20 protein-coding genes are annotated in these 23,730 nt (G+C 71.0%); 10 read left to right on the top strand and 10 right to left on the bottom strand.

The window, feature by feature from the left end:
- Positions 1-32: 32 nt before the first annotated feature.
- Positions 33-968 (top strand): LysR family transcriptional regulator, encoded by a 936-nt coding sequence (locus WME76_RS39560; protein WP_437957331.1) that lies wholly within the window; start codon positions 33-35, stop codon positions 966-968.
- Here WME76_RS39560 and WME76_RS39565 read toward each other — a convergent pair.
- From WME76_RS39565 to WME76_RS39575, 3 genes are all read right to left on the bottom strand, one after another.
- A complete protein-coding gene (locus tag WME76_RS39565; RefSeq protein WP_437957332.1) occupies positions 928-6,978 on the bottom strand; it encodes an AAA family ATPase in 6,051 nt (2,016 codons plus the stop codon). The genes WME76_RS39560 and WME76_RS39565 overlap by 41 nt on opposite strands.
- Before the next feature lie 77 nt (positions 6,979-7,055).
- Positions 7,056-8,030, bottom strand: a complete 975-nt coding sequence (locus WME76_RS39570; RefSeq protein WP_437957333.1) for a response regulator — start codon at positions 8,028-8,030, stop codon at positions 7,056-7,058.
- A 316-nt stretch (positions 8,031-8,346) separates the two neighbouring features.
- Positions 8,347-9,519 carry a hypothetical protein gene (locus WME76_RS39575; RefSeq protein ID WP_437957334.1) on the bottom strand — a complete coding sequence of 391 codons (1,173 nt, stop codon included), beginning with the start codon at positions 9,517-9,519 and terminating at the stop codon, positions 8,347-8,349.
- Positions 9,520-10,045: 526 nt separating this feature from the next.
- Here WME76_RS39575 and WME76_RS39580 point away from each other — a divergent pair.
- Positions 10,046-10,450 (top strand): GFA family protein, encoded by a 405-nt coding sequence (locus WME76_RS39580; RefSeq protein WP_437287280.1) that lies wholly within the window; start codon positions 10,046-10,048, stop codon positions 10,448-10,450.
- Positions 10,451-10,595: 145 nt separating this feature from the next.
- On the opposite strand, the gene WME76_RS39585 is transcribed toward WME76_RS39580, so the two are convergent.
- Positions 10,596-11,963 (bottom strand): glycoside hydrolase family 16 protein, encoded by a 1,368-nt coding sequence (locus WME76_RS39585; RefSeq protein ID WP_437957335.1) that lies wholly within the window; start codon positions 11,961-11,963, stop codon positions 10,596-10,598.
- Positions 11,964-12,325: 362 nt separating this feature from the next.
- A complete protein-coding gene (locus WME76_RS39590) occupies positions 12,326-13,276 on the bottom strand; it encodes a hypothetical protein (protein ID WP_437957336.1) in 951 nt (316 codons plus the stop codon).
- 708 nt (positions 13,277-13,984) lie between these two features.
- Here WME76_RS39590 and WME76_RS39595 point away from each other — a divergent pair.
- The 3 genes from WME76_RS39595 (at position 13,985) to WME76_RS39605 (ending at position 16,765) form a co-directional block, all read left to right on the top strand.
- Positions 13,985-15,397 carry a hypothetical protein gene (locus WME76_RS39595; RefSeq protein WP_437957337.1) on the top strand — a complete coding sequence of 471 codons (1,413 nt, stop codon included), beginning with the start codon at positions 13,985-13,987 and terminating at the stop codon, positions 15,395-15,397.
- Between the two features lie 358 nt (positions 15,398-15,755).
- Positions 15,756-16,262: an HAD family hydrolase gene (locus WME76_RS39600; RefSeq protein WP_437957338.1), complete on the top strand. Its 507-nt coding sequence runs from the start codon at positions 15,756-15,758 to the stop codon at positions 16,260-16,262.
- A gap of 134 nt (positions 16,263-16,396) precedes the next feature.
- Complete coding sequence (locus tag WME76_RS39605; RefSeq protein ID WP_437957339.1) at positions 16,397-16,765, top strand: VOC family protein; 369 nt, start codon at positions 16,397-16,399, stop codon at positions 16,763-16,765.
- Positions 16,766-16,803: 38 nt separating this feature from the next.
- On the opposite strand, the gene WME76_RS39610 is transcribed toward WME76_RS39605, so the two are convergent.
- The 4 genes from WME76_RS39610 to WME76_RS39625 all read right to left on the bottom strand — a co-directional run bounded on the left by WME76_RS39610 (position 16,804) and on the right by WME76_RS39625 (position 19,397).
- The gene (locus WME76_RS39610) at positions 16,804-18,036 is read right to left on the bottom strand and encodes a winged helix-turn-helix domain-containing protein (protein WP_437957340.1); all 1,233 of its coding nucleotides are present in this window, start codon (positions 18,034-18,036) and stop codon (positions 16,804-16,806) included.
- 132 nt (positions 18,037-18,168) lie between these two features.
- On the bottom strand, positions 18,169-18,429 hold the full coding sequence (locus tag WME76_RS39615; protein ID WP_437957341.1) for a hypothetical protein: 261 nt from the start codon (positions 18,427-18,429) through the stop codon (positions 18,169-18,171).
- Positions 18,426-18,836, bottom strand: coding sequence for a hypothetical protein (locus WME76_RS39620; RefSeq protein WP_437957342.1), 411 nt, complete (start codon positions 18,834-18,836; stop codon positions 18,426-18,428). Before WME76_RS39620 ends, WME76_RS39615 begins: the two co-directional genes overlap by 4 nt.
- Before the next feature lie 231 nt (positions 18,837-19,067).
- The gene (locus WME76_RS39625) at positions 19,068-19,397 is read right to left on the bottom strand and encodes a hypothetical protein (RefSeq protein ID WP_437962209.1); all 330 of its coding nucleotides are present in this window, start codon (positions 19,395-19,397) and stop codon (positions 19,068-19,070) included.
- On the opposite strand from WME76_RS39625, the gene WME76_RS39630 reads away from it, so the two are divergent.
- The 3 genes from WME76_RS39630 to WME76_RS39640 all read left to right on the top strand — a co-directional run bounded on the left by WME76_RS39630 (position 19,368) and on the right by WME76_RS39640 (position 20,105).
- The gene (locus WME76_RS39630) at positions 19,368-19,619 is read left to right on the top strand and encodes a hypothetical protein (protein WP_437962245.1); all 252 of its coding nucleotides are present in this window, start codon (positions 19,368-19,370) and stop codon (positions 19,617-19,619) included. The genes WME76_RS39625 and WME76_RS39630 overlap by 30 nt on opposite strands.
- 61 nt (positions 19,620-19,680) lie before the next feature.
- A complete protein-coding gene (locus tag WME76_RS39635) occupies positions 19,681-19,860 on the top strand; it encodes a hypothetical protein (RefSeq protein ID WP_437957343.1) in 180 nt (59 codons plus the stop codon).
- 26 nt (positions 19,861-19,886) lie between these two features.
- On the top strand, positions 19,887-20,105 hold the full coding sequence (locus WME76_RS39640) for a type II toxin-antitoxin system RelE/ParE family toxin (RefSeq protein ID WP_437957344.1): 219 nt from the start codon (positions 19,887-19,889) through the stop codon (positions 20,103-20,105).
- 214 nt (positions 20,106-20,319) lie between these two features.
- Here WME76_RS39640 and WME76_RS39645 read toward each other — a convergent pair whose 3' ends face one another.
- On the bottom strand, positions 20,320-21,732 hold the full coding sequence (locus WME76_RS39645; protein ID WP_437957345.1) for a spondin domain-containing protein: 1,413 nt from the start codon (positions 21,730-21,732) through the stop codon (positions 20,320-20,322).
- 436 nt (positions 21,733-22,168) lie between these two features.
- On the opposite strand from WME76_RS39645, the gene WME76_RS39650 reads away from it, so the two are divergent.
- The gene (locus WME76_RS39650) at positions 22,169-23,020 is read left to right on the top strand and encodes a hypothetical protein (protein ID WP_437957346.1); all 852 of its coding nucleotides are present in this window, start codon (positions 22,169-22,171) and stop codon (positions 23,018-23,020) included.
- 92 nt (positions 23,021-23,112) lie between these two features.
- Complete coding sequence (locus tag WME76_RS39655; RefSeq protein WP_437957347.1) at positions 23,113-23,727, top strand: RNA polymerase sigma factor; 615 nt, start codon at positions 23,113-23,115, stop codon at positions 23,725-23,727.
- Positions 23,728-23,730: the final 3 nt, after the last annotated feature.

The following is a 23,730-nucleotide window of genomic DNA, read 5'->3' on the forward strand; positions in this document are numbered from 1 at the left end:
TCATGTTTCCCATGACTTCATGAGGTCAGCTCATGTCCCAGATGCTCGAGATCCGCCACCTCCGCCTCGTCCGCGCCATCGCCGAAGAGGGCGGCCCCACGCGCGCCGCGGCGCGCCTCCACCTCACGCAGTCGGCCGTGAGCCACCAGCTCGCCGAGCTCGAAGGCCGCCTCGGCGTCGTCCTCTTCACGCGCGTCCGGCGCCAGCTCAAGCTCACCCCGGCCGGCGCGCGGCTGCTCGACGCCGCGCGCGCGATGCTCGCCGACCTGGCGCGCGTCGAGCGGGACCTGCAGCACGCCGGGTCGCGCAAGCGCGAGGTCTTCCGCATCGCCGTCGAGTGCTTCACCACCTACCACTGGCTCCCGCCGGTGCTCTCGGCGCTCGCGAAGGACCACCCCGACGTCGACGTGCGCATCGCGCTCGAGGCGCGGCGCGAGCCGGTCGCCGCGCTCCTCCGCGGCGAGATCGAGCTCGCCGTCGTGAGCTCGCCGGTGCGCGATCGCGCGCTCGTCGTCGAGCCGCTCTTCGACGACGAGTGGACGGTCATCGTCCCGCCGTCGCACCCGCTCGCCGCGCGCCCGTACGTCACCGTGGTCGAGCTCGGCCGCGAGAAGCTCCTCACCCACGACGCCCCGCGGAGCGACGTCGAGCGCCTCCGCGAGCTCATCGCCAGCGAGCGCGCGCCGATGCCGCTCGCCACGAGCGTGCCGCTCACCGACGCGCTCGTGGATCTGGTCAAGGCCGGCCTCGGCGTCGGGCTCGTCTCCCGCTGGGCCGTCGCGCCGAGCATCGCGCGCGGCGAGGTCGTCGCGCGCCGCTTCACCCGCGACGGCCTCCCCGAGCGGTGGACGGCCGTCTACCGGGCCGACGCGGCCGCGCGCTTTCCGCTCGCGCGCTTCGCCGAGCTCCTCCGCGCGCCGTCGTCGCTCATCGCCCCTCCGCGCGCGCGCCAGCGACGACCCCGCTGACGAAGGGCGGTCGGACGAACTCCCGCAGCTTCCGCGTCTGGTAGCCGCGCGCGAGCGCCACGAGCTCGTCGACCCAGGGGCCGAGCCGCGGGTCGAGCTGCCTTATCCGCTCCGCCTCCTCCAGGACCTTGCGGACGAGCCCCTTGTCCGCAAGGTCCGAAAGGAGGGCCAGCTCCTCGGCCGGAGGCCGCACGAGCTGCCCGGCGCCCGCGGGCCCCTCCGCGGGCGCGCCCCGAACGGGCGACTCCTCGCGGCGGAGCCACTCGACGCCGAGCAGGCCCGATATCCTGTCCAGGAGCGCGCTCGCCTTGATGGGCTTGGGCAGGAAGTCATCACACCCGGAACGGGCGCTCTCCCGCCGCTCGGCCTCGGAGTTGCTCGCCGACGAGGCCACGATGACGACCCGCCCGAGCTCGGGCATCTGCCGGAGGCGGCGCGTGGCCTCGTGGCCATCCATGCCCGGCATGGCCAGGTCCATCAGGATGAGCGCCGGCGCGCGCTGGGCGGCCACGCGCAGCGCCGCCTCAGCGCCGTCCGCCTCGCAGAGATCGAAGCCGAGGGGGGCCAGCAGCTCGCGCACAACGGCGCGGTTGTCGGCGTTGTCGTCCACGACGAGGATCGCGCGGCGCTCGCCGCGATAGCCGACGATCGCCTCCCACCCATCGTCGTCGATCGGGCTCGCCGACGATCGCGCCTCGGCCAGCGGGAGCGTCACGGTGAAGACGCTGCCCGCGCCGAGCTGGCTCTGTACCTGGATCGCTCCGCCCATCTGCTCCACGAGCTTCTTCGTGATGGCGAGCCCGAGCCCCGTGCCCTCGGCCTTCGCGCGCTGGTCTCCCACCTGCTCGAACGGCTCGAAGATCCGCGACAGGTGCTCCGGCGCGATCCCAGGGCCGGTGTCCTCGACGCGGAAGCGCACCATCCGCCCCGCAGGGACGCGCTCCTCCAGCACCTCGACGTCGAGGGAGACGCCGCCCCGCTCGGTGAACTTGATGGCGTTGCCGAGGAGGTTCAAGAGCACCTGCGTCAGCCGCTTCTCGTCGGCGTGGACGGCCTTCAGCGCGGCGCCGCGCAGCGCGTGGGTGAGCGCGATCCCCTTCTCCTGGGCGCGCACCCGGCACAGGTCGACCACCGTCTTCACGAAGGGAGGGAACTGGAACTCCCTCAGGACCGGCTCGATCTTGCCCGCCTCGATCTTGGCCAGATCCAGCACGTCATTGATGAGCGCGAGCAGGTGGTCGCTCGATTTCTGGATGAGGTGCAGCACTTCCCGCCCCCTCGGCGGGAGCTCGGGCGATCGCACGAGGATCTGCGAATACCCCATGATCCCGTTGAGCGGCGTCCGCAGCTCGTGGCTCATGCTGGAGAGGAAGTCGCTCTTGGCCTGGTTGGCGCGCTCGGCCGCCTCCTTGGCGATGTGGAGCTCGGCGGTGCGCTCCTTGATCTTGGCCTCCAGATCTCGATAGAGGAGGGCGTTCTCCACGGCGATCGCGGCCTGCGAGGCGAGCACCGACAGCAGCTCCACCCGCTTCTCGTGGAACGCCCCGGGCGCCTCGCGGTGCTCGACGTAGAGCACGCCGAGCAGGCGCCCTCGGTGCGACAGGGGGATCGCCAGGAGCGAGAGGACGCCGTGCGAGGCCAGGTACGGATCGGCCGCGAAGCGCGCGTCGGCCCTGGCGTCGTCCACCACGACCGGCTCGCCCGTGCGCTCCACGTAGTGCGCGACCGCCCTCGCCACCTCGGCGCTCTGCGACAGCGGCTCGGACAGGCCGGTCTCGATCCGGCCTCCCTCCACCGAGAGCCGCGCCACGACCGAGAGCTCTTCTCCCTCGACCAGCAGCAGGACGCCGCGCTGCGCCCCCGCGCTCTCCAGCACGAGCTCCATCAGCCGGCCGACGACCCGCTCCGGGTCGAGCTCGCTCGACAGCGCCCGCGCCGCGCGCACAGCCGTGTTCACGTCGAGCTGCGCGTTGCCGGTGGCGTTCGTGGTGGTGAGCGTCGTGAGGCTCGTCGCGGGGCGGCGCTCCGTCGTCGTGGGCGTCGTGGGCGTCGCGGGCGCCGCGGGCGCCGCGGGCTGGGCAGGCGCGCCGAGCAGGGCGGGCCACCTCGCCTCCAGGTGGGCCACGACGGCGTGCGCGTCCCAGCGGGCATAGGCGTCCCTGGCCTCGCGCAGGTACAGCGCCGCGATGCGGCTCCTGCCCGCCTCGAGGTGGAACTCGGCGCAGAGCTGCGCCGCGAGCGCCTCGATGTGCAGGAAGCGCTGCCCGCGCGCCAGCGCGATGGCCTCGTCGTACCTGGCCATGGCCTCGTCGGTCTTGCCTTGCACGCGGGCGGCCTCGGCCTCGAGGAGGCGCAGCTTGTGCAGGAAGTTCTCCGGGCACCCCTCGGCGAAGTACGAGAGGCGCGCGAGGCCGTGCTCCATGTGTTCGCGCAGCCTGGCCTGCTCCTCCGCGCCCGCGTCCTGCCGCCAGCACCTCGCGGCCGCGAGCGCGAGCCAGAGCGGCACGTCGGTCACCGGGGGAAAGCCGAAGATCGACACGCGGAACTGCTCGGCCTCCCGGGCCCGCGAGAGCGCCATCGGATACGCGCCGACGACGAGGAACAGGTGCGCTTCCAGGATGCGCGCCAGCTCGGCCGCCATCCCGTCTCCGTCGGCCAGGAGCGAGCGCGACCCGCGCGCGAACGGCTCCTCGGGCAGGACCATCTCCGCTTCGCCCGTTGTCATCAGGCGGCCGCACCACGAGGCGATCGCCTCGAAGAAATGGTGTCCGAGCGCCGTCCCCGCGCGCTGCATCAGCCCCCAGCGGGCCGCCCGGTGCGCCTCGAGCTCGCGGAGCGGCTGGCCGCGCCACACCCGGTGATAGAACAGGTCGCCTTCCAGCCCCCAGCTCGTCCCCTGGAACGAGCCGATCTTCAGGCCCGTCGCGCAGGTCCGCTCGAAGATGGGCCCCATCTCGTCCGCGGGGCGGGAATAGACGGTGTACTGCCCCAGGAACGACAGGCACTCTGCCAGGAACGGCGACGCCACGCGCTCGGCCGCGCGCACGCCGGGGCCGACCCAGCTCGCCGACCGGCGGTACATCCCCGTGGAGAGCGACCACACGTTGGCGAAGCAGGCGATGATGAAGGGGGAAACGGGCGTGAGCACGCCGTGCCGCCGCACCCGCTGGACGGCGCGGGTGATCACGAGCGTGGACAGCAGCGGCTGGCCGCCGATCGCCGCGCACACCATCAGGTGCATCGTCAGCGCGTCGACGAGCACGTGCTCCACGGAGGGATCGGGGGGCATCCGGTCGAACGCGCCCGGATCGTCCTCGAACCATCGATCCAGCGCGGCGGACTCCTCGAGGAGCGCGGCGCGGCGCTCCTCGTCCGTCACCGGAAACACGATGTCGTGCTCCGCGAGCACCGCGAGCCCCAGCTCCACCCCGCGCGCGAACTGGCCCGCTGCCTGGCAGCTCCGGACGCGGAGCTCCTGCGCCGAGAGCCTGGCGAGCGCCGGCAGCGGCGTCGCGAGCAGCCGCGCCGACCGCGCCTCGACGTCGTCGAACTCGCGCAGCAGAAAGGCCGCCTCGAGCCGCTCCAGCGCGAGCTGCGCGGCCAGCTCCGGGTCGTCGCGCCGCGCGCCGTCGTCCACGTCCGCGTCCACGTCCAGCAACGCCTGCGCCGTCTCCGCGAGGCTCGCCATGAGCCGGTGCGAGCTCGCCGCCTTCGCGGCGCGCGCGGCCTCGAGGTTCAGCCGCGCCAGCGCCTCCCGCTCCTCGGCGGCGTCGATCCCCGCCGAGCCGAGGTTCAGGTGCCGCACGAGCTCCAGCAGCTGCTGCGGTGTGCCGCCCTGGGCCCGGCGCTGGGCCCAGAGGCGCCGGCCGATCTCCAGGTGCGCGAGGGCGCGCTGCGCCGGCGCGATCCGCTCGTAGCTCGCCTGTTGCACGCGGTCGTGCAAGAAGCGGTATTCGGCGTCCAGCGCGCCCTCCACGGTCCCGCCGCCGGCCTGCCCCAGCGCCTGCGCCGACCGGTAGGCTCCGTCGGTCGGCACCACCAGCTCTTCCTGCATGGCGGGCCACAGCGCCCCGGTCACCCGGGCGCGATCCCACCCGCTGAGCCGCTCCAGGTCGTGGAGGTGGAACGTGTGCCCCGCGCACGCGGCGAGCCCCAGGAGCTGCTGGGTCGCCTCGGGCATCTCGAGCACCTTGTCCGTCAGGAGGGCAACGACGTTGTCGGTGACCTGCGCCTGCTCCAGCTCCTTCTGGTCCCAGCGCCACGCGCCGGTGTCCGGGTCCCTGACCACCTTGCCCTGCCGGTGCCAGGAGAGCAGGAGCTGCTCCATGAAGAACGGGTTTCCACGCGTCTTCTGCCACAGCGTCCGCGACAGCGGCGTAACGCGCGCCGCCTCGCCGCTCAGCGCGCGCGCCACCCACGCTCGCGCGTGCTCTTCCGACAAGGGCCCCACCGACATCCTTGTCACCTTCGCCCCGCTCTCGCCCACCGACGCCACGAGCTTCCACAGCGGGTGCTCGGGGGGCGCCTCGTTGTCGCGGTACGCCGCGATCAGCAGGAGATCCCTCCGCTCCGCGTCCGTGAGCAGCGTCCTCAGGATCTCCAGCGTGGCGCTGTCGGCCCACTGCATGTCGTCGAGGAACATCACGAGCGGCGCGTTCGGCGTCGTGACCGCCCGCACGAAGTTGAGCCACGTCAGCCGCTGGCGGGCGAGCACCTGATCGCCCTGCACCGGCGGCACCGGCGCGAGCTTGCCCATGACCCGATCGAGCTCCGGCACCACGTCGGCGATGAGCCGCGCGTTGTCCCCGACCTCGGCCTTGATCCGCGCCTGCCACGCCCGGAGCACCGGCTTCGGGCTCGCCAGCCACTGCTGCATGAGCGCCCCGAACGCCTGCGCCATGGCCGCGTAAGGCGTCGAGCGCGCGAGCTGGTCGTGCTTGCCCGAGATGAGGAGCCCGCGCCCGGCCCGCGCGATGTCGCGGTAGACGGTGCGCACCAGCGCCGTCTTGCCGATGCCGGACGGGCCGCCGATGAGCACGAGCTCCACCGCGCCCTCTGCGGCGCTGGCGAAGGCGGCGCCCAGCCGCTCGCGCTCGTGCTCTCGCCCGACGAGGACGTCCGGCAGCCGGAGCCTGCGCGAGAAATCCTTGTCCCCGAGCGGGAAGCGCTCGACCGTGCCGCGCTCGCGCCACGCGCGCAGCGCTCGCTCCAGGTCCTCCGCCGTCCCCCGGGCCGTCTGGTAGCGCCGGTCCACGTCCTTCGCCAGGAGCCGGGCGATGATCGCCGCGATGCCGGGGGGCAGGTCCGGGGCGACCTCGTCGAGGGCAGGCGGCTCCTTGGCCAGGTGGGCGTGCACGAGGGCGAGCGGGTCGCGCTCGGTGAACGGCAGCCGTCCGGACAGCGCCTCGAAGAGCGTCACGCCGAGCGAGTAGAGGTCGGTGCGCGCGTCGATCGCGCGCGCGGTGCGGCCCGTCTGCTCCGGCGACACGTACGCCAGCGTCCCCTCGATGCCCTCGGGGACGCTCGCCGCCGTCGCCTCCAGCGGCAGCGACGAGGCGATGCCGAAGTCGAGCAGCTTGACCTGCGTGTACGCCGCGTCGACGAGCACGTTCTGCGGCTTGATGTCCTTGTGCGTGACGCCCGCCGCGTGCACCGCCTCGAGCGCCCGCGCGAGGAGCGCGCCCACCGTCAGCCCCGCCTCGACCGGCAGGCGCCCCCGCTCGGCCAGCACGCGATCCAGCGACTGGAGCCCCGGGTCCTCGAGCACCAGCCCGACCGCGCCGCCCTGCTGCAGGAGCTCCCGCGCCCGCGCGATCCCCGTCACCGCCCCGAGCTGCGTCAGGATGCGGTGCTCATGGATCATGCGCCCCGCCACGCGGGAGCTCGGCGCGGCCGCCGCCGGGAGCTTGAGCACCACCCTGTCGCCCGAGGGGCGATGGACCGCGCGGCACACCCGGGTCTCGCTCCCCTCGTGCATCACCTCCCCCACCGCGTAGTCTCTCAGCTCCATCCTGCGTCCTCCCCCTCTCTCGGTCCCCGCGGAGGTGCCGGGCGAGCTGCCGCTCCGCCCGCTCCTCGAAGCTCGCTTCAGCCCTGCCTGCGGCCGCGCGTCCGCAGCGCGTGCTCGACGCCCGACTGCAGGGTGGCCTTCGTCACGATGCCATCGAGGTGCAGGTCGAGCCCCACGAGCGTCTGCGCCACCTCGGCGCGGACGCCGGTGACGATCGCCCGCGTGCCGAGCAGCGAGAGCCCCCTCGCCGCGCGCAGCAGCATGCACGCGACGGTGGCGTCGACCGCCTTGACCCCGGTGATGTCGATGATGAGGTGATCCGCCCCGCGCCTGGCCGCCTCGGACAGCGCTGTCTCGATCGCCTGGCTCGCGCGCTCGGCGTCCACCGTGCCGACGAGCGGCATGACGAGGACGCCGTCGACGATCGGGATGAGCGGCGCGGCGAGCTCGAGGAGCCTCTCCCGCTGCACCGCGATGATCTGCTCCTGCAGCGCCGCCCTGGCGGCCTCGGCGCGCTCGCGCTCCAGGAGCTGCTCCGAGAGCTGCGCGTTCGCGTCGCGCAGCTGCTGCACGGCCTCGGCCAGCGCCTCCTCGGCCCTGCCGCGCTCCCGGATCTCCTCCGAGAGCCGGCTGTTCTTTTCCTCGAGGGCCCGCGTCGCGCGCCGGAGCGAGATCTGGGTGTGAACCCGCGCGAGCAGCTCGGTCTCCTCGAACGGCTTGGTCACGTAGTCCACCGCGCCCACGCGGAAGCCCCGGATCCTGAACTTCGCTTCAGCGAGCGCCGTCATGAAGATGACAGGGATGCTCTGCGTCGCCGGATTGGCCTTGATCTGCCGGCACGCCTCGAACCCGCTGAGGCCAGGCATCAGCGCGTCGAGCAAGATGAGGTCCGGCTGCGCCCGGCTGGCCAGCTCGACGGCCTCCTCGCCGTCGCTCGCGACGGCGACCTCCAGCCCGTCGCAGATGAGCGCGCTCGAGAGCACCTCCAGGTTGTCCGAGCTGTCATCTGCGATGAGGACAAGCCCAGGATGCAGAGTTTCTCGCTCTTGCATGGATATTCACGGTCCCGGTACCTCCGGCGACCGTCCCCCGGCCGATGGCATACCCGACCGACGCGGAGCGCGCAGGCGCGCACACGGTGAGAGGACGGCGCTATAGGAGAAGACATTCCCCCTCGCTCCTTGTTCCTGGTATCACAGAGCGGGCGGAAACTAACAGCTCTTTGTGACCGGCAGGGGAGGGGGTGGGCCGGGCCATCGAGGCCATCCTTGCCTGGCGTATCCACACGCCGGAGGGGCTCAACGCCTGCTTTCTGATCCGGTCAGGAACGATGGCGCACCCGGGTTGCGCCGCCGCCGCCGGTCCGCCTCACAGGATGGGATCGATCCGGTAGACCCGGCTCGACAGCAGATCGACGAAGTAGATCTTGCCGTCCGGCCCGAAGGTGAACCCGGCGAGCGAGCCCGCGGGCAGCCCTGTATCCAGGGTGCGGACGGGCCGGCCCTCCAGGTCGAAGGCGTGGAACCGGCTGGTCGCGTGATCCGTGACGTACACGATGCCCTCCTGGACCTCGATGCCGCTCGGCGTCTCGAGCGTCCCCGGGGGGACGAGCTCGGTCAGCGTGGCCCCGTCGACGTGGTGGCGCGCCACGACCGGCTCGCTCCCGTCGAAGCTGCTCCCGGGCGTGCCGCTCGCTGTATCGAGCTTCAGCAGCCGCTTGTGACCGGTATCGGCGATGTAGAGGTGGCGGTCCTCGGCGCGGTAGAAGATATGGCTCGGCGCCTCGTCGATGCCGAGCACCTCGCCCGGCACATAGCGGGAGATCTCCCCGTCGGCGTGATCGTCGTTCCCGGGGCCGTGGTCGACGGCGAAGTTGTACCTGTCGATCGAGAGGTCGTATCCGTTGAAGACCCAGTACACGTTGCCGTGCTCGTGCGCGAGGCCCTTGCAGAAGGGGCTCGAGTGGAGCATGTCGAGGTGCGACCCGAGGCCGTCGGGCGTCTCCTCCGCGAAGATCGCGAGGTCCGAGGAGAAGAGCGTCGGACCCATGAAGTAGTTGCCGCCGTTGTCGCTGTCCCCGCAGACGCCGAACGTGCCCGCGTGGCCAAACTCGATCGCCGGCGGCCGGTCCATGAAGTGCGAGGCGGCGGGGTCGCGGAGGCGGACCGCCTGGCTGTCCGGCGCGCCCGGCTTCGAGATGATGGTCACGCTGTCGTCCTTGCGGTTCACCACCCAGAGCTCGTCCGGCCTCTCCGGGTTGAAGTCGAGATCCGTCGGCTCACGCATTCTGTCCGGTTCGAACACCGGCACGAGCGTGACCGAGGACGGGCTGCCGTCCTTCACGCCGATGGGGTGTCCGGCCGGGAGCGCGACGCATTCGCCGATCGCCTGGTCGCACAGCGGCGTCTCGGGCGCGGCCGCGCATTCCGGTGAGGCCTGGCAGGTCAGCGCCGGAGGGGCCGCTGGATCCTCTGAACCTGCGCCCGAGCAGGCCGAAACGAGTCCTACGCTGGACAGGACGAGCACCCTCTGAAGCTTCACGTCTGCCTCCTGTGATGGGGACATTGTGACCGGGCCGGTCGCGCTGGCCATCTCTTTATGAGGTGCGGAGTCGCTCCGGTGGCGGCCCAATCATGCAGCCTTGACGAAGGCCGGACGGCGCTCGGGGGGCCATGCGCACCGCGGCGCGGTTCCTGGGCCGCTCGGCGAGCGCGATCGGCCCCGCGGCTGAGCTCGCGAGGCGCGCGCGCCGGCGCGGCTGGGCCCGCGGGGGCGCGGCGTGTGCCACAGCGTACCACGTGGTCTCCCCGGGCCGGCGACCCGCGGAGCGTCTTCCGCGGCTGTGCCGCGCGAGGTCCGGCACGGCGCTGCGGCGAACCCCGAGCGCGGTCAGCAGGGCGCGCGTCGCCTCCCCGGCGCGCGCATCGACCCGAAGCGCCGGCTTGCACCGGCGAGACGAGCAGGCTTTTCTTCGCGACGCCCTCGGCGGCCGGGGCTTCCTGCCGCTCGTCGAGGAGGTTGCTGCAAGCGGTGAACTGTCACACGACCACCTGTGGAGGCCCGTCCCATGCTGAAGACCTATCGAGGAAGCTGCCACTGCGGCGCGGTTCGATTCGAGGCGGACATCGATCTGAGCCTGGGCACGAACAAGTGCAACTGTTCCATCTGCACGAAGACGAGGAACTGGAATGCGATCATCCGCCCGGACGCGTTTCGCCTGCTCTCGGGTGAGCAGGACCTGAGCGACTATCAGTTCAACCACAAGGTCGGTCATCACCTGTTCTGCAAGCACTGCGGCGTGCGCTCGTTCGGCCGCGGCCATGTCGCGGAGATCGGGGGCGATTACGTCGCTGTCCAGCTCGGGGCGCTCGATGACGTCGATCCTCGCGAGCTCGTCGAGGCTCCCGTTCGATACGCCGATGGTCGAGCGAACGACTGGGGGAGACCGCCGGCCGAGACCCGGCACCTCTAGCGCGCCGATCCGCTTGAAACACCCAGGAATGAAGAAAATTTGAACCACAGAGGCACAGAGGGCACAGAGGAACAACCAAAGAACCTCTGTGCCCTCTGTGCCTCTGTGGTTCGTTTTCTCCGCGGTGGAGGTGCCCCCAGCGGCGTCAGAGGCGGATCAGCTCGACGCTGTCCATGTGGATGAAGCTGGCGGGGTTGCCGGAGGTGGCCTTCGTGTGGAAGCCGAACTCCAGATAGCCGCCCGTGACATGGATGGCCGGCGTCTCGATCTGCGTCCAGCTTCCATGGGTCCCGATCGTCGTGTAGGTGGGCGAGCACGAGCCGCACGTCTTGGCCTGGAGCCGGCTGAAGTCGTAGCCGCCGGCCTTCTTCACCCACGCTCGGACCTTGTAGTCGCCCGTCGCGAGCCCTGAGCGCGTCTGGTACGTCCACACCTCGAACGGAGCTCCGTTGGTCCAGTGGGTGAGGTGGTAAGCGCCGGATTGTGCGCCGTTGTACGTCTCGCTGAAGCTCGCTGCCCCGGTGCCGTTCGGGCTCCAGCTGGTCCAGCCCGTCAACCCGGACTCGAAGCTCGGGTTGGTGAGGGAGATGCCGCTCGATCCGCCGCCCTGCTGGTACCAGCGCACCCACTCGACTTCCATGGTCTTCGTGGTGCCCGACGGCAGATCGATGCTCGCGGGGCTCGGGTTGCCGTACCAGTTGCCTCCGATGGCGAGGTTCAAGAGGATGTAGTGGTTCTGCTGGAACTCCGTCTCGCCGTGGTAGTACGTGTTGTTCGCCACGATGTTGCCGTCGAGCCTGAAGATCATGCTGCTCGACGACCACTCGACCTCGTAGACGTGGAAGGAATCGGCGAGGCTCGATCCCCGGTTCGCTCCGGTCCCCCAGTGCGCCTCTCCGCCGTTCCACCAGTGGGCGGCGGACTGCATCCAGGTGGGCTCGGTGGATCTCCATTCGAGGATGTCGATCTCGCCCGAGCGAGGCCACGCGTTGGCGCCGGAGTCGATGTTGGCGCCCAGGGTCCAGAACGCTGGCCACATCCCGTAGCCGGAGGGCACCTTGATGCTCGCGGCGATCTTGCCGTACCGTCGCTCGACCTTGCCCTTCGTGTGGATGCGCCCGGAATAGAAGGAGCGCCCGCCGTACCCGGTACACTGGGGCGCGGCCGGGTTGTCGCTCGTGCGCTGCGCGGAGATGATCAGCTTGCCATCGCGGACGGCGACGTTCGCGGCGCGCGGATACTCGAGCTCTCCGGTGCCGAAGTTGCAGTTGTTGGTGACCGGATCGTAGTTGCTCGTGAGCACGTTCCAGTTGGCCGTGTTCAGGCTCGAACCGTCGAACTCGTCCGACCACGCGAGGTTCCAGCCCGGGCCGGGGCCGTAGGACACCTCGGCGTACCCCTGGCTCGTCGTGTCCTCCGCGCCTTCCGGCGCGTCGGCCGCGGTGATGCACCCCGCGACAGCGCCGAGGCAAGCCACGGTCAGCAGCGCTGTGCAGCCCTCTCTCCGATCCATGCGTCCTCCTCTCGTTTCCACGGCGACCTGAGTGCTTCGCTCGTGTGGCTGCGACTTGCAGCGTCCGTGCCCGTCCGTGAGGGTAAACAAATTCACTCGCGACAAGGACCGAGGTCGAATCAGGGCGGGAGCGGGGTCGAGCGCGCGCGCGTGGGCGATCCGGCAGATCACCCCCGGGCGATCTGGGGGATCGCCTTGGGGGGCCGTGGAGCTCCGGGCCGATACGAGGTGGCGGGGGCGCGCGGCGTGGACGCGCCGGCCGAGCTTGCGGGCGGCGAGCAGCCGCTGGGCGTCGTGGAGCGCGAGCTCGGTCTGCTGCGCTGGCGTGGCGAGCCGGGCAGCCGGTTGCTGGCCGGTATGGCTCAGCTCAGCCCGTCGAGCACCTCGGCGAGCGATGCGGCGACGACGGCCCGCTCATGCCACCGTTCCAGCGTCTCCGGGTCCTTCTCGGCCAGGATGCGCTCCCGCGCGGCGTCCGGCACCGCGATGCCGCGGACCCGAAGCGCGGTCAGCACGGCCCGCGCCGCCTCATCGGCGCGGCCTTCCTTGAGGCCTTCCCTGCGCCCCTCGTTGAGGCCTTCCGTTCGCGCCTCGGCCCGAAGGTTCTTCTCGTACTCCTCGAACCACGCCCGGATCTCTGCGCTCACGTCGTCCTCCTTGTCGGTCGTCGGCTCGTTGGTTCCGAGCCGGAAGTGTACCAGCAGCGGCCTGGCGACGCTCTTCTCCCAGGCGTCGTCGGGCAGCGCGGCCAGGTCGGCCAGCGCCTCGCGCAGGACGCGGCCTGAGCCGAGCAGCCGGAGCAGCAGGGTCGCGCGCGTCCGGGGCAGCTCGGCCAGCACGATGACACGCATCACCAGGCCCGGGACGGCGTGGTAGACGCCTGGTTGCACCGGCTCGCAGCGGTAGGCGTCGAGCACCGTCTCCGGACGCCCCCGGCCGATGACGACCAGCGCAGGGAAGTCCACCGCCGGCTGCTGCGGCGCGTCGGCGTCCTCGTCTGTTGCAGCGGAGCCGGCTGCGGCGCGGGCGCGGCGCTCGAGCTCGTGGTGCCACGTGAGCTGCTTGCGCAGGCATCGCCGGACCTGCCGGAGGCTCGGCGTGCCGTGGAACGGCTCGAACAGGCTGGGCTCTGCCGAGAGCTCGCCGAGCAGGCCCATGCTGGCGCGCTCGGCGTCCCGCGCTGGATCAGGCACGCTGAAGACATCGATCTTCTGGGTCGCCGCCAGCACCTCGACCTCGGTCTGCGCCGCCGAGACGAGGCTCAGCCCGTCGCGCAACAAGTTCTTCGCGAACTGGTCAGAGCTGTTGTGCATCGGCGTGCGACTCTAATCCATCGTCGCAGCGTGTCCACCGCAGATCCGTGCGCGGAGATGAATTGTATGATCCGCGAAAAGCGTCACGAGCAGCGATTCATGCCCGTAAAGAGTCATCGAACAGCAAGCGCTTGCCGACAGGCAGAGTAAGTCGTGTGGAAATCGTTGTTGGTCGCGTGATGTTTTCGGCAGTCCGGGAAATGGGCGCCATGCCAGGTGGGGGGCAGGCAACGCGGCGGCCTGGGGGTACGTACGCTCCGCCTCTCGCGTGCATCAACTACCGTGATGCGATGACGTTGCCATCTGTAAGGAAATATCCGCACCAGCAGCGGTGGCCGACCTGGTACGGCGTCGCGCAGACTTGGCGGACACCGGACCGCGGTGCAGGACGAGCAGGCGCGAATCCGCGCCCAGGATGCCGAGCCCCAGGGCGACGGGCGCGGCCTCCGGCGCGGTAGCGACGTCGACGAGCGTGGCGGCGGGGGCGCGGGCCGTGTCGCTCATGGCGCGGGGCCGGCGGAAGGCCAGGCAGGACCGTACGGGCCGATCAAGGCCTCCCTTGTTGACGCCGGATCCGCGAGAGCTCATTCCGGATTGCGCCGCGGTGATGAGCCGCAAGGACATGGAGCGCACACCCCCCGCCCAGCGACCGTGTTCCTTCGGGTCTTCAGCACGCGTGGGAGCGTGGAAGAAGAGGAGACAATGACCATGATCAACAGGGCCTGCACCATCGTTCTCGCCTCGCTCGTCCCCGTCATGGGCTGCGGCAGCGAGCCCGAGGGCACGAATCCTCCGGTGGAGGGCCCCGCGGCGGGCCCGACGTTCCACAAGGACGTGGCGCCCATCCTGCAGAAGCGCTGCCAGGGCTGCCACTCGCCCGGCGAGATCGCGCCCTTCAGCCTGACCGACTACGCCGACGCGAAGCAGGTCTCGAGCCGGATCGTGGCGGTGACGCAGGACCGGACGATGCCGCCCTGGGGCGCCATCGAGACGGACGAGTGCACGCCGCGCTTCGGCTGGAAGGACGACAGCAGGCTCTCCGACGCGGAGCTCGCGACCCTCGAGGCCTGGCACGACGCCGGCGCCCCCGAGGGCGACCCCGCGGACGCGCCCGCCGCGATCGATCCGTCGGGGATCCATGGCCTCGAGGGCGTCAGCGCCACCATCGAGCCCGCGAAGCCGTACGTGACGGGCGGCGACGAGGACCAGTTCCGCTGCTTCGTCATGGATCCGAAGCTCACGCAGGACACGTTCGTGAACGGCATGAACGTGGTCCCGGGGAACTCGAAGGTCGTCCACCACGTGGTGGTCTTCACCGACCCGAACGCGGAGAGCGACGCCCTGGCCGACGCCGACGGCGGCTACGAGTGTTTTGGCAGCTCCGGCGTCCAGGACACCCAGGTCCTCGGCGTGTGGGTGCCGGGCGGGCGACCGACCGAGTTCCCTCCCAACGCCGGCTTCCTCGTCCCCGCGGGGTCGAGGCTGGTGATGCAGGTCCATTACCACCCGGCGGGCGCGATGGCCGAGCCTGACGCGACCAAGATCCAGCTTCGACTCCTCCCGGAGCCGCCGGAGTACAGGGTCGTCTTCGTGGCGTTCGGCAACTTCCCCTCGCAATGGCCGAACGGCGAGGGGCTCCAGCCGGGGCCCAACGACAGGGAAGGGGTCGAGTTCTTCGTCCCAGCAGGGGTCAAGGACCACACCGAGGTCATGAAGGTCACGCTCCCCGAGGAGTTCATGGGGGAATCGCTGGTGGACGGGATCCGGCTCTACAGCGCGATGACGCACATGCACTATGTCGGGACCGACATGAAGGTCGACGTCGAGCGCCCGAGCCCGCAGGGCGCCGATCCGGCCGAGGAGTGCGTGGTCCAGACGCCGAGGTGGGACTTCAACTGGCAGCAGACGTACACCATCGACGCGCCGATCGAGGAGCTCCCCGTCCTGAAGACCGGCGATGTCATGAGCCTGCGTTGCCGCTACGACAACACGATGGACAATCCGTTCGTGAAGAGGGCGCTCCTCGAGGAGAACCTCAACGCGCCGAGGGACATCGTCCTCGGCGAGAGCTCGCTCGACGAGATGTGCATCGGGCTCTTCAACGGGTTCGTCAAGAACTGACGGGCGCTCCTCCGGGCGGCTGACGCCGACCGGAGGGCATCACGCGCCCGTGGCAGGCCCGCCGTTTCTGATGAGGGCCCGCTCGCGACTCCGTCCGGCGTCGAGCCCGACGCTCCCGCGCTGGTCGTCTTGACAGGACGGGGTGGCCGCCAGGTACGCTACTCGCCCGTGGCCGAGCAGCGTCTGAATCGCCTGGATGTCGGTGGCCGCCTCGAGCGCGTGGGCCCCGACGTGTCGCCGCGCCACGGCGTCGAGCCGGGCGTGCAGCTCGTCACGCGCTCGAGCGGGGAGCAAGGCCGGCCCTTCGACAGACGGCCGGCTGCGGCGCGGGATGGTGAACGTCAGGACGTCAGCCCGCATGGATCGACTGTCTGACGTCCGCGCCGTGTGCTTCGATTGGGGCGGCACGCTCATGTCGGAGGATGGCCCCGACGACCTGCCGATGGGCTTGTGGCCCACCGTGCAAGCGATCCCTGGTGCAGCGGAGTGCTTGACTTCGCTGGAGGGGCATGTGCCCTTGTGCATCGCCACCAACGCGAGCGTCTCTCGCAAGCCGATGATCGAGGCCGCGCTCGGGCGGGTCGGATTTGCGAGGTTCTTCCGCGAGATCTTTTGCTACACGGAGCTTGGGTACAAGAAGAATCAGCCAGAGTTCTGGCAGGCGGTCGCAGCTCGGCTCGGGTTTTCGCTGCACCATATCGCCATGATCGGCGATTCTCTCGAGCACGACTGTGTGGCGCCTCGATCGTTCGGCGTCCAGGCGGTCTGGTTCAACGAGGATGGCAAGCGTCGCGCCCCGGACATCGTGGTCCCTGTCGTCACGCGCCTCGAGCGGTTCGCGGGCATGGTCAAGAATGCGGCCTGACCCCTCCGTCGCGCGGACGTCACGAGGGCCGCGCCCGGGATCTCTGTCGAGTTACCATCTGAATTGATCTGCGACGTGGATCCGGTGGCCTGGCTGTGGGTACGCTGCCGGTCCGCGACGCGCTGGAGGTCTGCATGCTGAAGAAAGTGGCGTTCACGATGTTTCCGGTGAAGGACACGCAGCGCGCTCGCGCATTCTACGAAGGCACGCTCGGCCTGCGCGTGGGCAGCCACTCGGCTAACGGGGTGTGGACCGAATATGACCTGCCGGGCGGCGGCTGCCTGGCGCTGTTCAATCATCCCGATCCGAAGTCGGCCGCCGAGCCGGGCGGCGCGAGCATCGCGTTCGAGGTCGAAGACCTTGATGCGCTCGTCGCGCGGCTCAAGGGCGAAGGCGTGACGTTCATGGCCGACGACGTCCAATCGCCTGTGTGCCGCATGGCGGTCATGCAAGACACCGAAGGCAACACCATCATCTTGCACAAGCTCAAGAAGAGCGCGTGAGGCCGGCGCCCAGCGTCGAAGGTAGAGGCCCGCGTCATTCAGGGCGCGCCGTCGTCGGATGAGCGGACCCGGGGAAGGGCGCCTGCAAGGCGCGCGGCCAGGTCCCCCTTCGGCTCGACCCGCACCGCCTCCAGGCCGAGCCAGCCCGCCATTCGCTGGAGCTCCGCCGCCAGCCGCGCCGGCGTCTCGTCGTCTGCCCAGGGTTCGGCGTGGCTGGCCTGTACGAGCAGCACGCCGGCCTTGCGGTCGGCCTTCAGGTCGACGCGGGCGGTGATCGCCTCGCCCTGCAGGAAGGGCAGGACGTAGTAGCCGTGGGTGCGCTTCGGCGCGGGCGTGTAGATCTCCAGGCGCACCCGCACGCCGAACATCCGCTCCGTCCGCTCGCGGAACCAGATCACGTTGTCGAACGGCGAGAGCAGGGCGTCGCCCTCGACCCGGCGCGGCCGGCGCGCGGCGGGATCGAGGAAGGCGGCCTCGCGCCAGCCCTTCACGCTCACCGGCAGCAGCTCCCCGGCTTCCACCAGCTCGCCCACCCGGGCCCTGGTCTCGGCCACGCCCATGCGGAAGTAGTCGCGCAGGTCGCGCTCGGTGGCGATCCCCATGGCCCGGGCAGCGATGCGGAGCAGCGCGCGCTGGGCATCCTCGCGCGCCGGCGTCGGCGCCTCGAGGACGGCGCTGGGCAGCACCTTGTCCGGCAGGCCGTAGACCCGCTCGAAGGCGCCGCGCCGGGTGGCGGTGGTCAGCTCGCCGGTCCAGAACAGGCACTCTGCGGCGCGCTTCGCGTCGCTCCAGCCCCACCAGCCGCCCTGGCCCTTCTTGCTGCTCTCCAGCTCGGAGGCGGCGAGGGGACCCCGCTCGCGGATCTGCTCCAGGGCGCGGTCGACCACCGCCCGGTGCTCGCGCAGGAAGCGGGCGACGCCCTTCCACACGCCGACCCCGTCGCGGGCGTCGGCCATCCGCCAGCGCAGCAGCGGCTGCGCGCTGAGCGGCAGCAGCGAGGCCTCGTGGGCCCAGTACTCGAACAGCGGCCGCTTCCGGGCCCAGGCCAGCTCCTCGAGCATCGGGCGCGGATAGGCGCCCAGCCGCGAGAAGGCCGGCAGGTAGTGGGTGCGCGAGACCACGTTCACGGAGTCGAGCTGCACGACCCCGAGCCGCTCGATCAGCCCCGTTAGCTGGCGTCGCGTCGTGTCGGGTCCCGGCCGCGGTCCACCGAAGCCTTGCGCTGCCAGCGCGATGCGCCGCGCCGCGGCGGCGGTGAGGGTGTCCTTCATCGGGCGCGGACTCTAGCGCGTCATGCCGGACGTGAGCGCGCGACCCTCGCCATGGGCCCGACCCGTGCCGCTTGCGCTGGCGTCGACGAGGCTGGGTGGACCGTATCGCCGGCCGTCGTTGGCCAGCGTCGCTCAGCTCAAGCCGTCGAGCACCTCGGCGAGCGACGCGGCGACGACGGCCCGCTCGAGCCACCGTTCCAGCGTCTCCGGATCCTTCTCGGCCAGGATGCGCTCCCGCGCGGCGTCCGGCACCGCGATGCCGCGGACCCGGAGCGCCGTCAGCACGGCCCGCGCCGCCTCCTCGGCGCGCCCCTCGTTGAGGCCTTCCTTCCGCGCCTCGGCCCGAAGGTTCTTCTCGTACTCCTCGAACCAGGCCCGGATCTCTGCGCTCACGTCGTCCTCCTTGTCGGTCGTCGGCTCGTTGGTTCCGAGACCAGCGCAGGGAAGTCCACCGCCGGCTGCTGCGGCGCGTCGGCGTCCTCGTCCGGCACGACGGTGCCGGCTGCGGCGCGGGCGCGGCGCTCGAGCTCGTGGTGCCACGTGAGCTGCTTGCGCAGGCATCGCCGGACCTGCCGGAGGCTCGGCGTGCCGTGGAACGGCTCGAACAGGCTGGGCTCTGCCGAGAGCTCGCCGAGCAGGCCCATGCTGGCGCGCTCGGCGTCCCGAGCTGGATCAGGCACGCTGAAGACATCGATCTTCTGGGTCGCCGCCAGCACCTCGACCTCGGTCTGCGCCGCCGAGACGAGGCTCAGCCCGTCGCGCAACAAGTTCTTCGCGAACTGGTCAGAGCTGTTGTGCATCGGCGTGCGACTCCAATCCATCGTCGCAGCGTGTCCACCGCAGATCCGTGCGCGGAGATGAATCAAATCGCGCGCAAAAACGGGTACGAGCAACGAGTCGTGCGCGTAAGCCTTCAGTGAACGACAAGCGCTTGCCGGCAGGTGGAGCAAGTCGTGCGGAAATCGTTGCTGACTGCGCGGGAACCCGGTGGTCCGGAGGCAATGAGCGCCATGCCGGACCGGGGCCAGGCATCAGGGCGATGGGGTATGTGCGCCCTGCCGCCGGTGCGAGCGTCGATCATCGTGATGCGATGGTTTTGCCGTCGGTAAGAAGATATCCGCAACGGCGGCGGTGGCCGACCTCGGTTGGCGTCGCGCAGGCCCGGCGGCAGACCGGACCGGTCTCAGCGGCGGAACACGGAGGAGAAGCGGCCTGAGGGCGTGACGATGACGTGCTCGGCGAGGGGTACGCCGATGAGAGGCGCGGCGTGCTCGACGGCGCTCGTCAGCTCGACGTCCTCCTCGGTGCGTGGGGTCGCCGCTCGGATGATTGTGGCAGAGCACGAAGGAGGTGGCGGCCATCTCGAGGGCGGCGAGCAGCCGCTGCGCGTCGTGGAGCGACAGCTCGGTCCATTGGGCGAGCGCGTGGGGCGTCAGGCGCCCGAGGTGCAGCAGGCCGAGCACGCGCGAGGCGGCGCCAGGGATGCCGAGCACCAGGTCGACGAGCGTGGCCTCCGGGGCGGTGGGCACGTCGACGAGCGGGGCGGCGGCGGATGCCGGTCGCTCGCGCAGCAGGCCGCGTAGCCCGATCTGCTGGCAGGGCACCGCTTGCTCATGCAGGGGCCGGCGCGCTACCCTGTCCCTCATGGAGCCCATCACTCCGACGAGCGATCAGGCCGATCCTGTACGTACCGACGACGACCACGTGCGCCTCCTCCGTGCGGTTGCACAGGGGCTCGCGGACGACGCCGCGGGTCGAGTGATGGACACGAAGGCGCTCATGGATTCACTGGAGTGCGAGGTCGGGCCGATCGCGTGGCCGTAGTCTGGACGGAACGTTCACGCGACGACTTGGTCGACATCTTTCGCTTCATTGCACGCGATGACCGCAAGGCTGCTGAGCGCTGGACGGCGCGCATCGTTCAGCAGGCGGAGCTCGCGGCGATGGCGCCGCTCGGGGGACGCGTTGTGCCGGAGCTCGGGCGCAACGACGTCCGAGAGGTCTTCCTGCGGTCCTATCGAATCATCGAATCATCTACCGCGTCGCCGGTGAGGGCATCCGGATCTTGACAGTGTTCGAGGGACACCGGCGTCTGCGGCTGGATGAGATAGAGAAGGAATAAGTACCACCCTCCCGTGCTGGTGCGCCGCGTGGTCCCCGTCGCGCATCAGCGGTCCGCCTGCCGCCCTCTGCGTGAGCGACAGCCTCGAAGGTCACCCGTGAACGGCCCCGGGCGCGCCCGGGGCCGTGATCCAGCGACCAGCGCCGCCGCTCGCGCTGCCGCTACCGCGCCGGGGTGATGGTCACCTTCAGCATCTGGTTCGCCGCAGGATACAGATAACCGTCATCGACGGGGCGCACCTGGTCCGTGGGATCGTCGGCGCCCATCTGCGGCCCTGCCTGGCGCGGCGCCTGGTCGGGGCCCACGCCGGGCCACTGGTTGACCTCGGTGCCCGCATCCCAGATCGAGACCTGGTCGGAGACATCGCCGCTCACCGGCTCGCCGCTCGCGTCGAACAGCGCGATCCCCTCCTCGCTCGGCGCGAAGAACAGATCGTTCGATTGCCCCAGCATCGACGCGAAGGTCAGCCGCTCGCCGGGCCGCGCGGTCACCGTGAAGCGGAACTTCGCGCCGGGCAGCAGCGGCCCCGGCATCGAGGCGCCCACGGGCGTGTCGTAGACCAGAACCGACGAGATCCCGCGCTCGCCCCCGACCTCGGCCTCCAGCGACGCCGCGAGCGTGGCCGGGTTCCCGTCCTCGGCCAGCATCTCGAGGCCCCCGCCCCGGTCCGCCTCGCCCGACCTGAACAGGGGCGCTGCGGCCCCATGCACCACCGCGACGCCCGGCGCCGCCGGCGAGGTCAGCCCCGCGCGCGGCATGGCCCCCTCGTGCAGCATCATCGGGTTCCCGTCCTCGGCCTGCGCCTCCAGCCCGTTGCCGGGGTACGCCTGCCCGACCACGAACAGCGGGTCGTCCGTCGTGTGCACCACGAAGAGCCCCGGCGACAGCGGCACGGCGGCCGGCTCCCCGCCCTCGGGCATCAGCGTCCCGACCTCCGACATGTTGGTGATCCGGATCGTGAACTCATTGCCCGGCTCCGGCGTCACCGTCACCTGGATGACCTCCTCGACAGCGGGGTAGGTATAGTCATCCTGCACCAGCCGCACCGTGTTGTCCGGGTCCGGAGCGCCCGTGTTCGGGCCGCCCTGCCGGGGCGCCTGGTTCGGCCCTGCGCCCGGCTCCTCGTTGGCCTCGCTGCCCGCGTCCCACAGCGCGACCTGGTCGGTCACGTCCCCGCTCACCGGCTTGCCCGCGTCGTCGTGGAGCGCGATCCCGGCGCCATCGGGCGCATAGAACAGATCATTCGATTGCCCGAACATCGTCGTGAACGACAGCCTGTCGCCCGGCAGCGCGCCGACGCGGAACTCGAAGCTCTTCCCGGGGAAGAGCGGCCCGGGCATGCTCTCGCCCACGGGCGTGTTGAACACGCCGGCCACCCGGTAATCCCGCGCGGGCGTCACGTTCTCGATGGTCACATCGAAGCTCGTGGCCGCATCCCCGCCAGCGGACCCGCCGGCGCCTCCCCCGCCCATGCCACCGGCGCCGGCGGTATCGCCGTCTCCGCCATCGCTGCACGCAGCCGCGAGGGTGAGGACGAGGGGCAGGGCCGACAGCGCGCGACTCCGAATCTTCATGACGTTTCTCCAGAAGGGGTGAATGAGATGACGCGATAGGGATCGCCCCCGCCGCGGCGAGCCGCGTGGCAGCGATCGTTCCTCCAACGCGCCCCGGAGACCGGAGCGGCCGCGGGCGCCCGCATGGCGCCCGCCTCGGCCCGCGATGGCCCGTGGCGCGTCGTTCGATGGTGCTACGCGCTGGGTGCAGGTCGGTTTCGCGGCCCTCACACGCGCCTGCACGATCGCGCCCGGGAGGAATTTTCCAGCACGGCCGGCGGTGGCCTCGGGCGCGTGGGCCCATCACGTCGGGCGCCCTCCTCGTGCCAGCGCGGTCTGTACCGATGGGCGCAGCTCTTCCCGGCTCCCCACCGTCCATTCTTCCTGCTCAACTCAAGGGAGTCACCGCGGCGGCCACGGGCGGCGCGCCTCGACCACAGCAATCCAGGAGGCGAGCTTGAAGACGATCTCGACAAGGACCCTGCTCCTCGCGGCGCTCGCGATCGCGGGCGCGAGCGCGGCTGCGTGCCAGGAAGAGAAGGCGCCCCTCGCGCCCGCCGCGACCGAGCTCAAGGCGCCGGAGGCGAAGGCGCCCGCCGCGGCGACCTTCGCGATCGACAGGGCGGGAAGCAAGGTCGAGCTCATGATGGACGCGCCCAAGGAGAAGATCCGCGGGCGGATCGACGGCTCCGCCGAGGGGACCTTGCAGGTCGATCCCTCCGACATCACGAGGACGACGGGCCTGATCACGGTCGACATCTCCCCCCTCGAGCTGCTCCAGACCGGCGTCGGCGACGACGGCAAGCCGGGCCAGGAGAAGAAGAGCGATGTCCAGAACGAGCACGCGCGCACGTGGCTCGAGATCTCGACCGACACGCCGCCGGACGTCCGCGAGAAGAACGCAAAGGCCCAGTTCGCGATCAAGTCGATCTCGACCTCCGGCGAGAAGGACCTCTCGAGGCTGTCCGGCCCGGAGCGGAGCATCACCGTCACGGCGTCCGGCGATCTCCTCCTCCACCAGCGGCAGACCCCGAAGACCGTCGAGCTCGTGGCCACGTTCAGGTACGAGGGCGACAGGCCCGCCGCCGTCGCCGTGAAGACCGTGAAGCCGTTCGCCGTCGGGCTCGCCGAGCACGACGTCCGCCCGCGCGAGGCGTTCGGCAAGCTCGCCCAGAAGACGCTGGAGGTGCTGTCACCCAAGGTTGCCAAGGAGGCGATGGTGTCCCTGGAGTTCACCGCGACCGCGGGGGCCACGCCGGCCAGCGCCGCGGCCCCCGCGAAGGACGCCGCGAAGGACGTCGCGAGGTGAGGGCGCCCGCGCCGCGCGATGAGCCGTTGCGGCGCCGTGGCGGGTCTGAGATGGACCGGCGAGCCAGGGTCGGGTGATGCCGCTGGTTCACGATGGACGAGCTCGCTCTGAACACCGCGATGGATCGGTACGCGTGCGGCGACGCCCGCGCCTTCCCCGAGGTGCATCGCGCCCTCCACGCGCGCCTGCTCGCGTACCTCACCCGCATGTGCAGCTCCACGACGCTCGCGGGCGATCTGACGCAGGAGACGTTCCTGCGGATACACCGCGCCCGCTCGACCTTCGCCCGCGGCGGCGCCGTCACCCCGTGGGCCTACGCCATCGCGCGCAACGTCTACCTCGATCACACGCGCGCCGAGCGGCACCGCAGCGCCGAGCGCCTCCCGAGCGACCCGGGCGCCGAGCCGCCGGACACGCGCGGCGCCGACGCCGAGGCCATCGCGATGGCCTCGCAGACAGCGCGGGCCGTCGAGCGGGTGCTCGCGAGCCTCCCGGCGGCGCAGCGCGAGGCGTTCATCCTGCTCCGCTACGAGGGGCTGAGCGTTCAGGACGCCGCGGCCATCCTGGGTGCGACCCCGAGCGCGGTGAAGCTCCGCGCGTTCCGCGCCTACGAGGCGCTGCGGGCCGAGCTCGAAGAGATCAGGCGGCGGCCCGAGGCCGGGAAGGGGGCTCCGGGAGGCGTCCGGGGAGGTGCCGATGGCGAATGAGCG

It is taken from the genome of Sorangium sp. So ce119 (assembly GCF_051524405.1).
Taxonomy (GTDB): Bacteria; Myxococcota_A; Polyangia; order Polyangiales; family Polyangiaceae; genus Sorangium; species Sorangium cellulosum_G.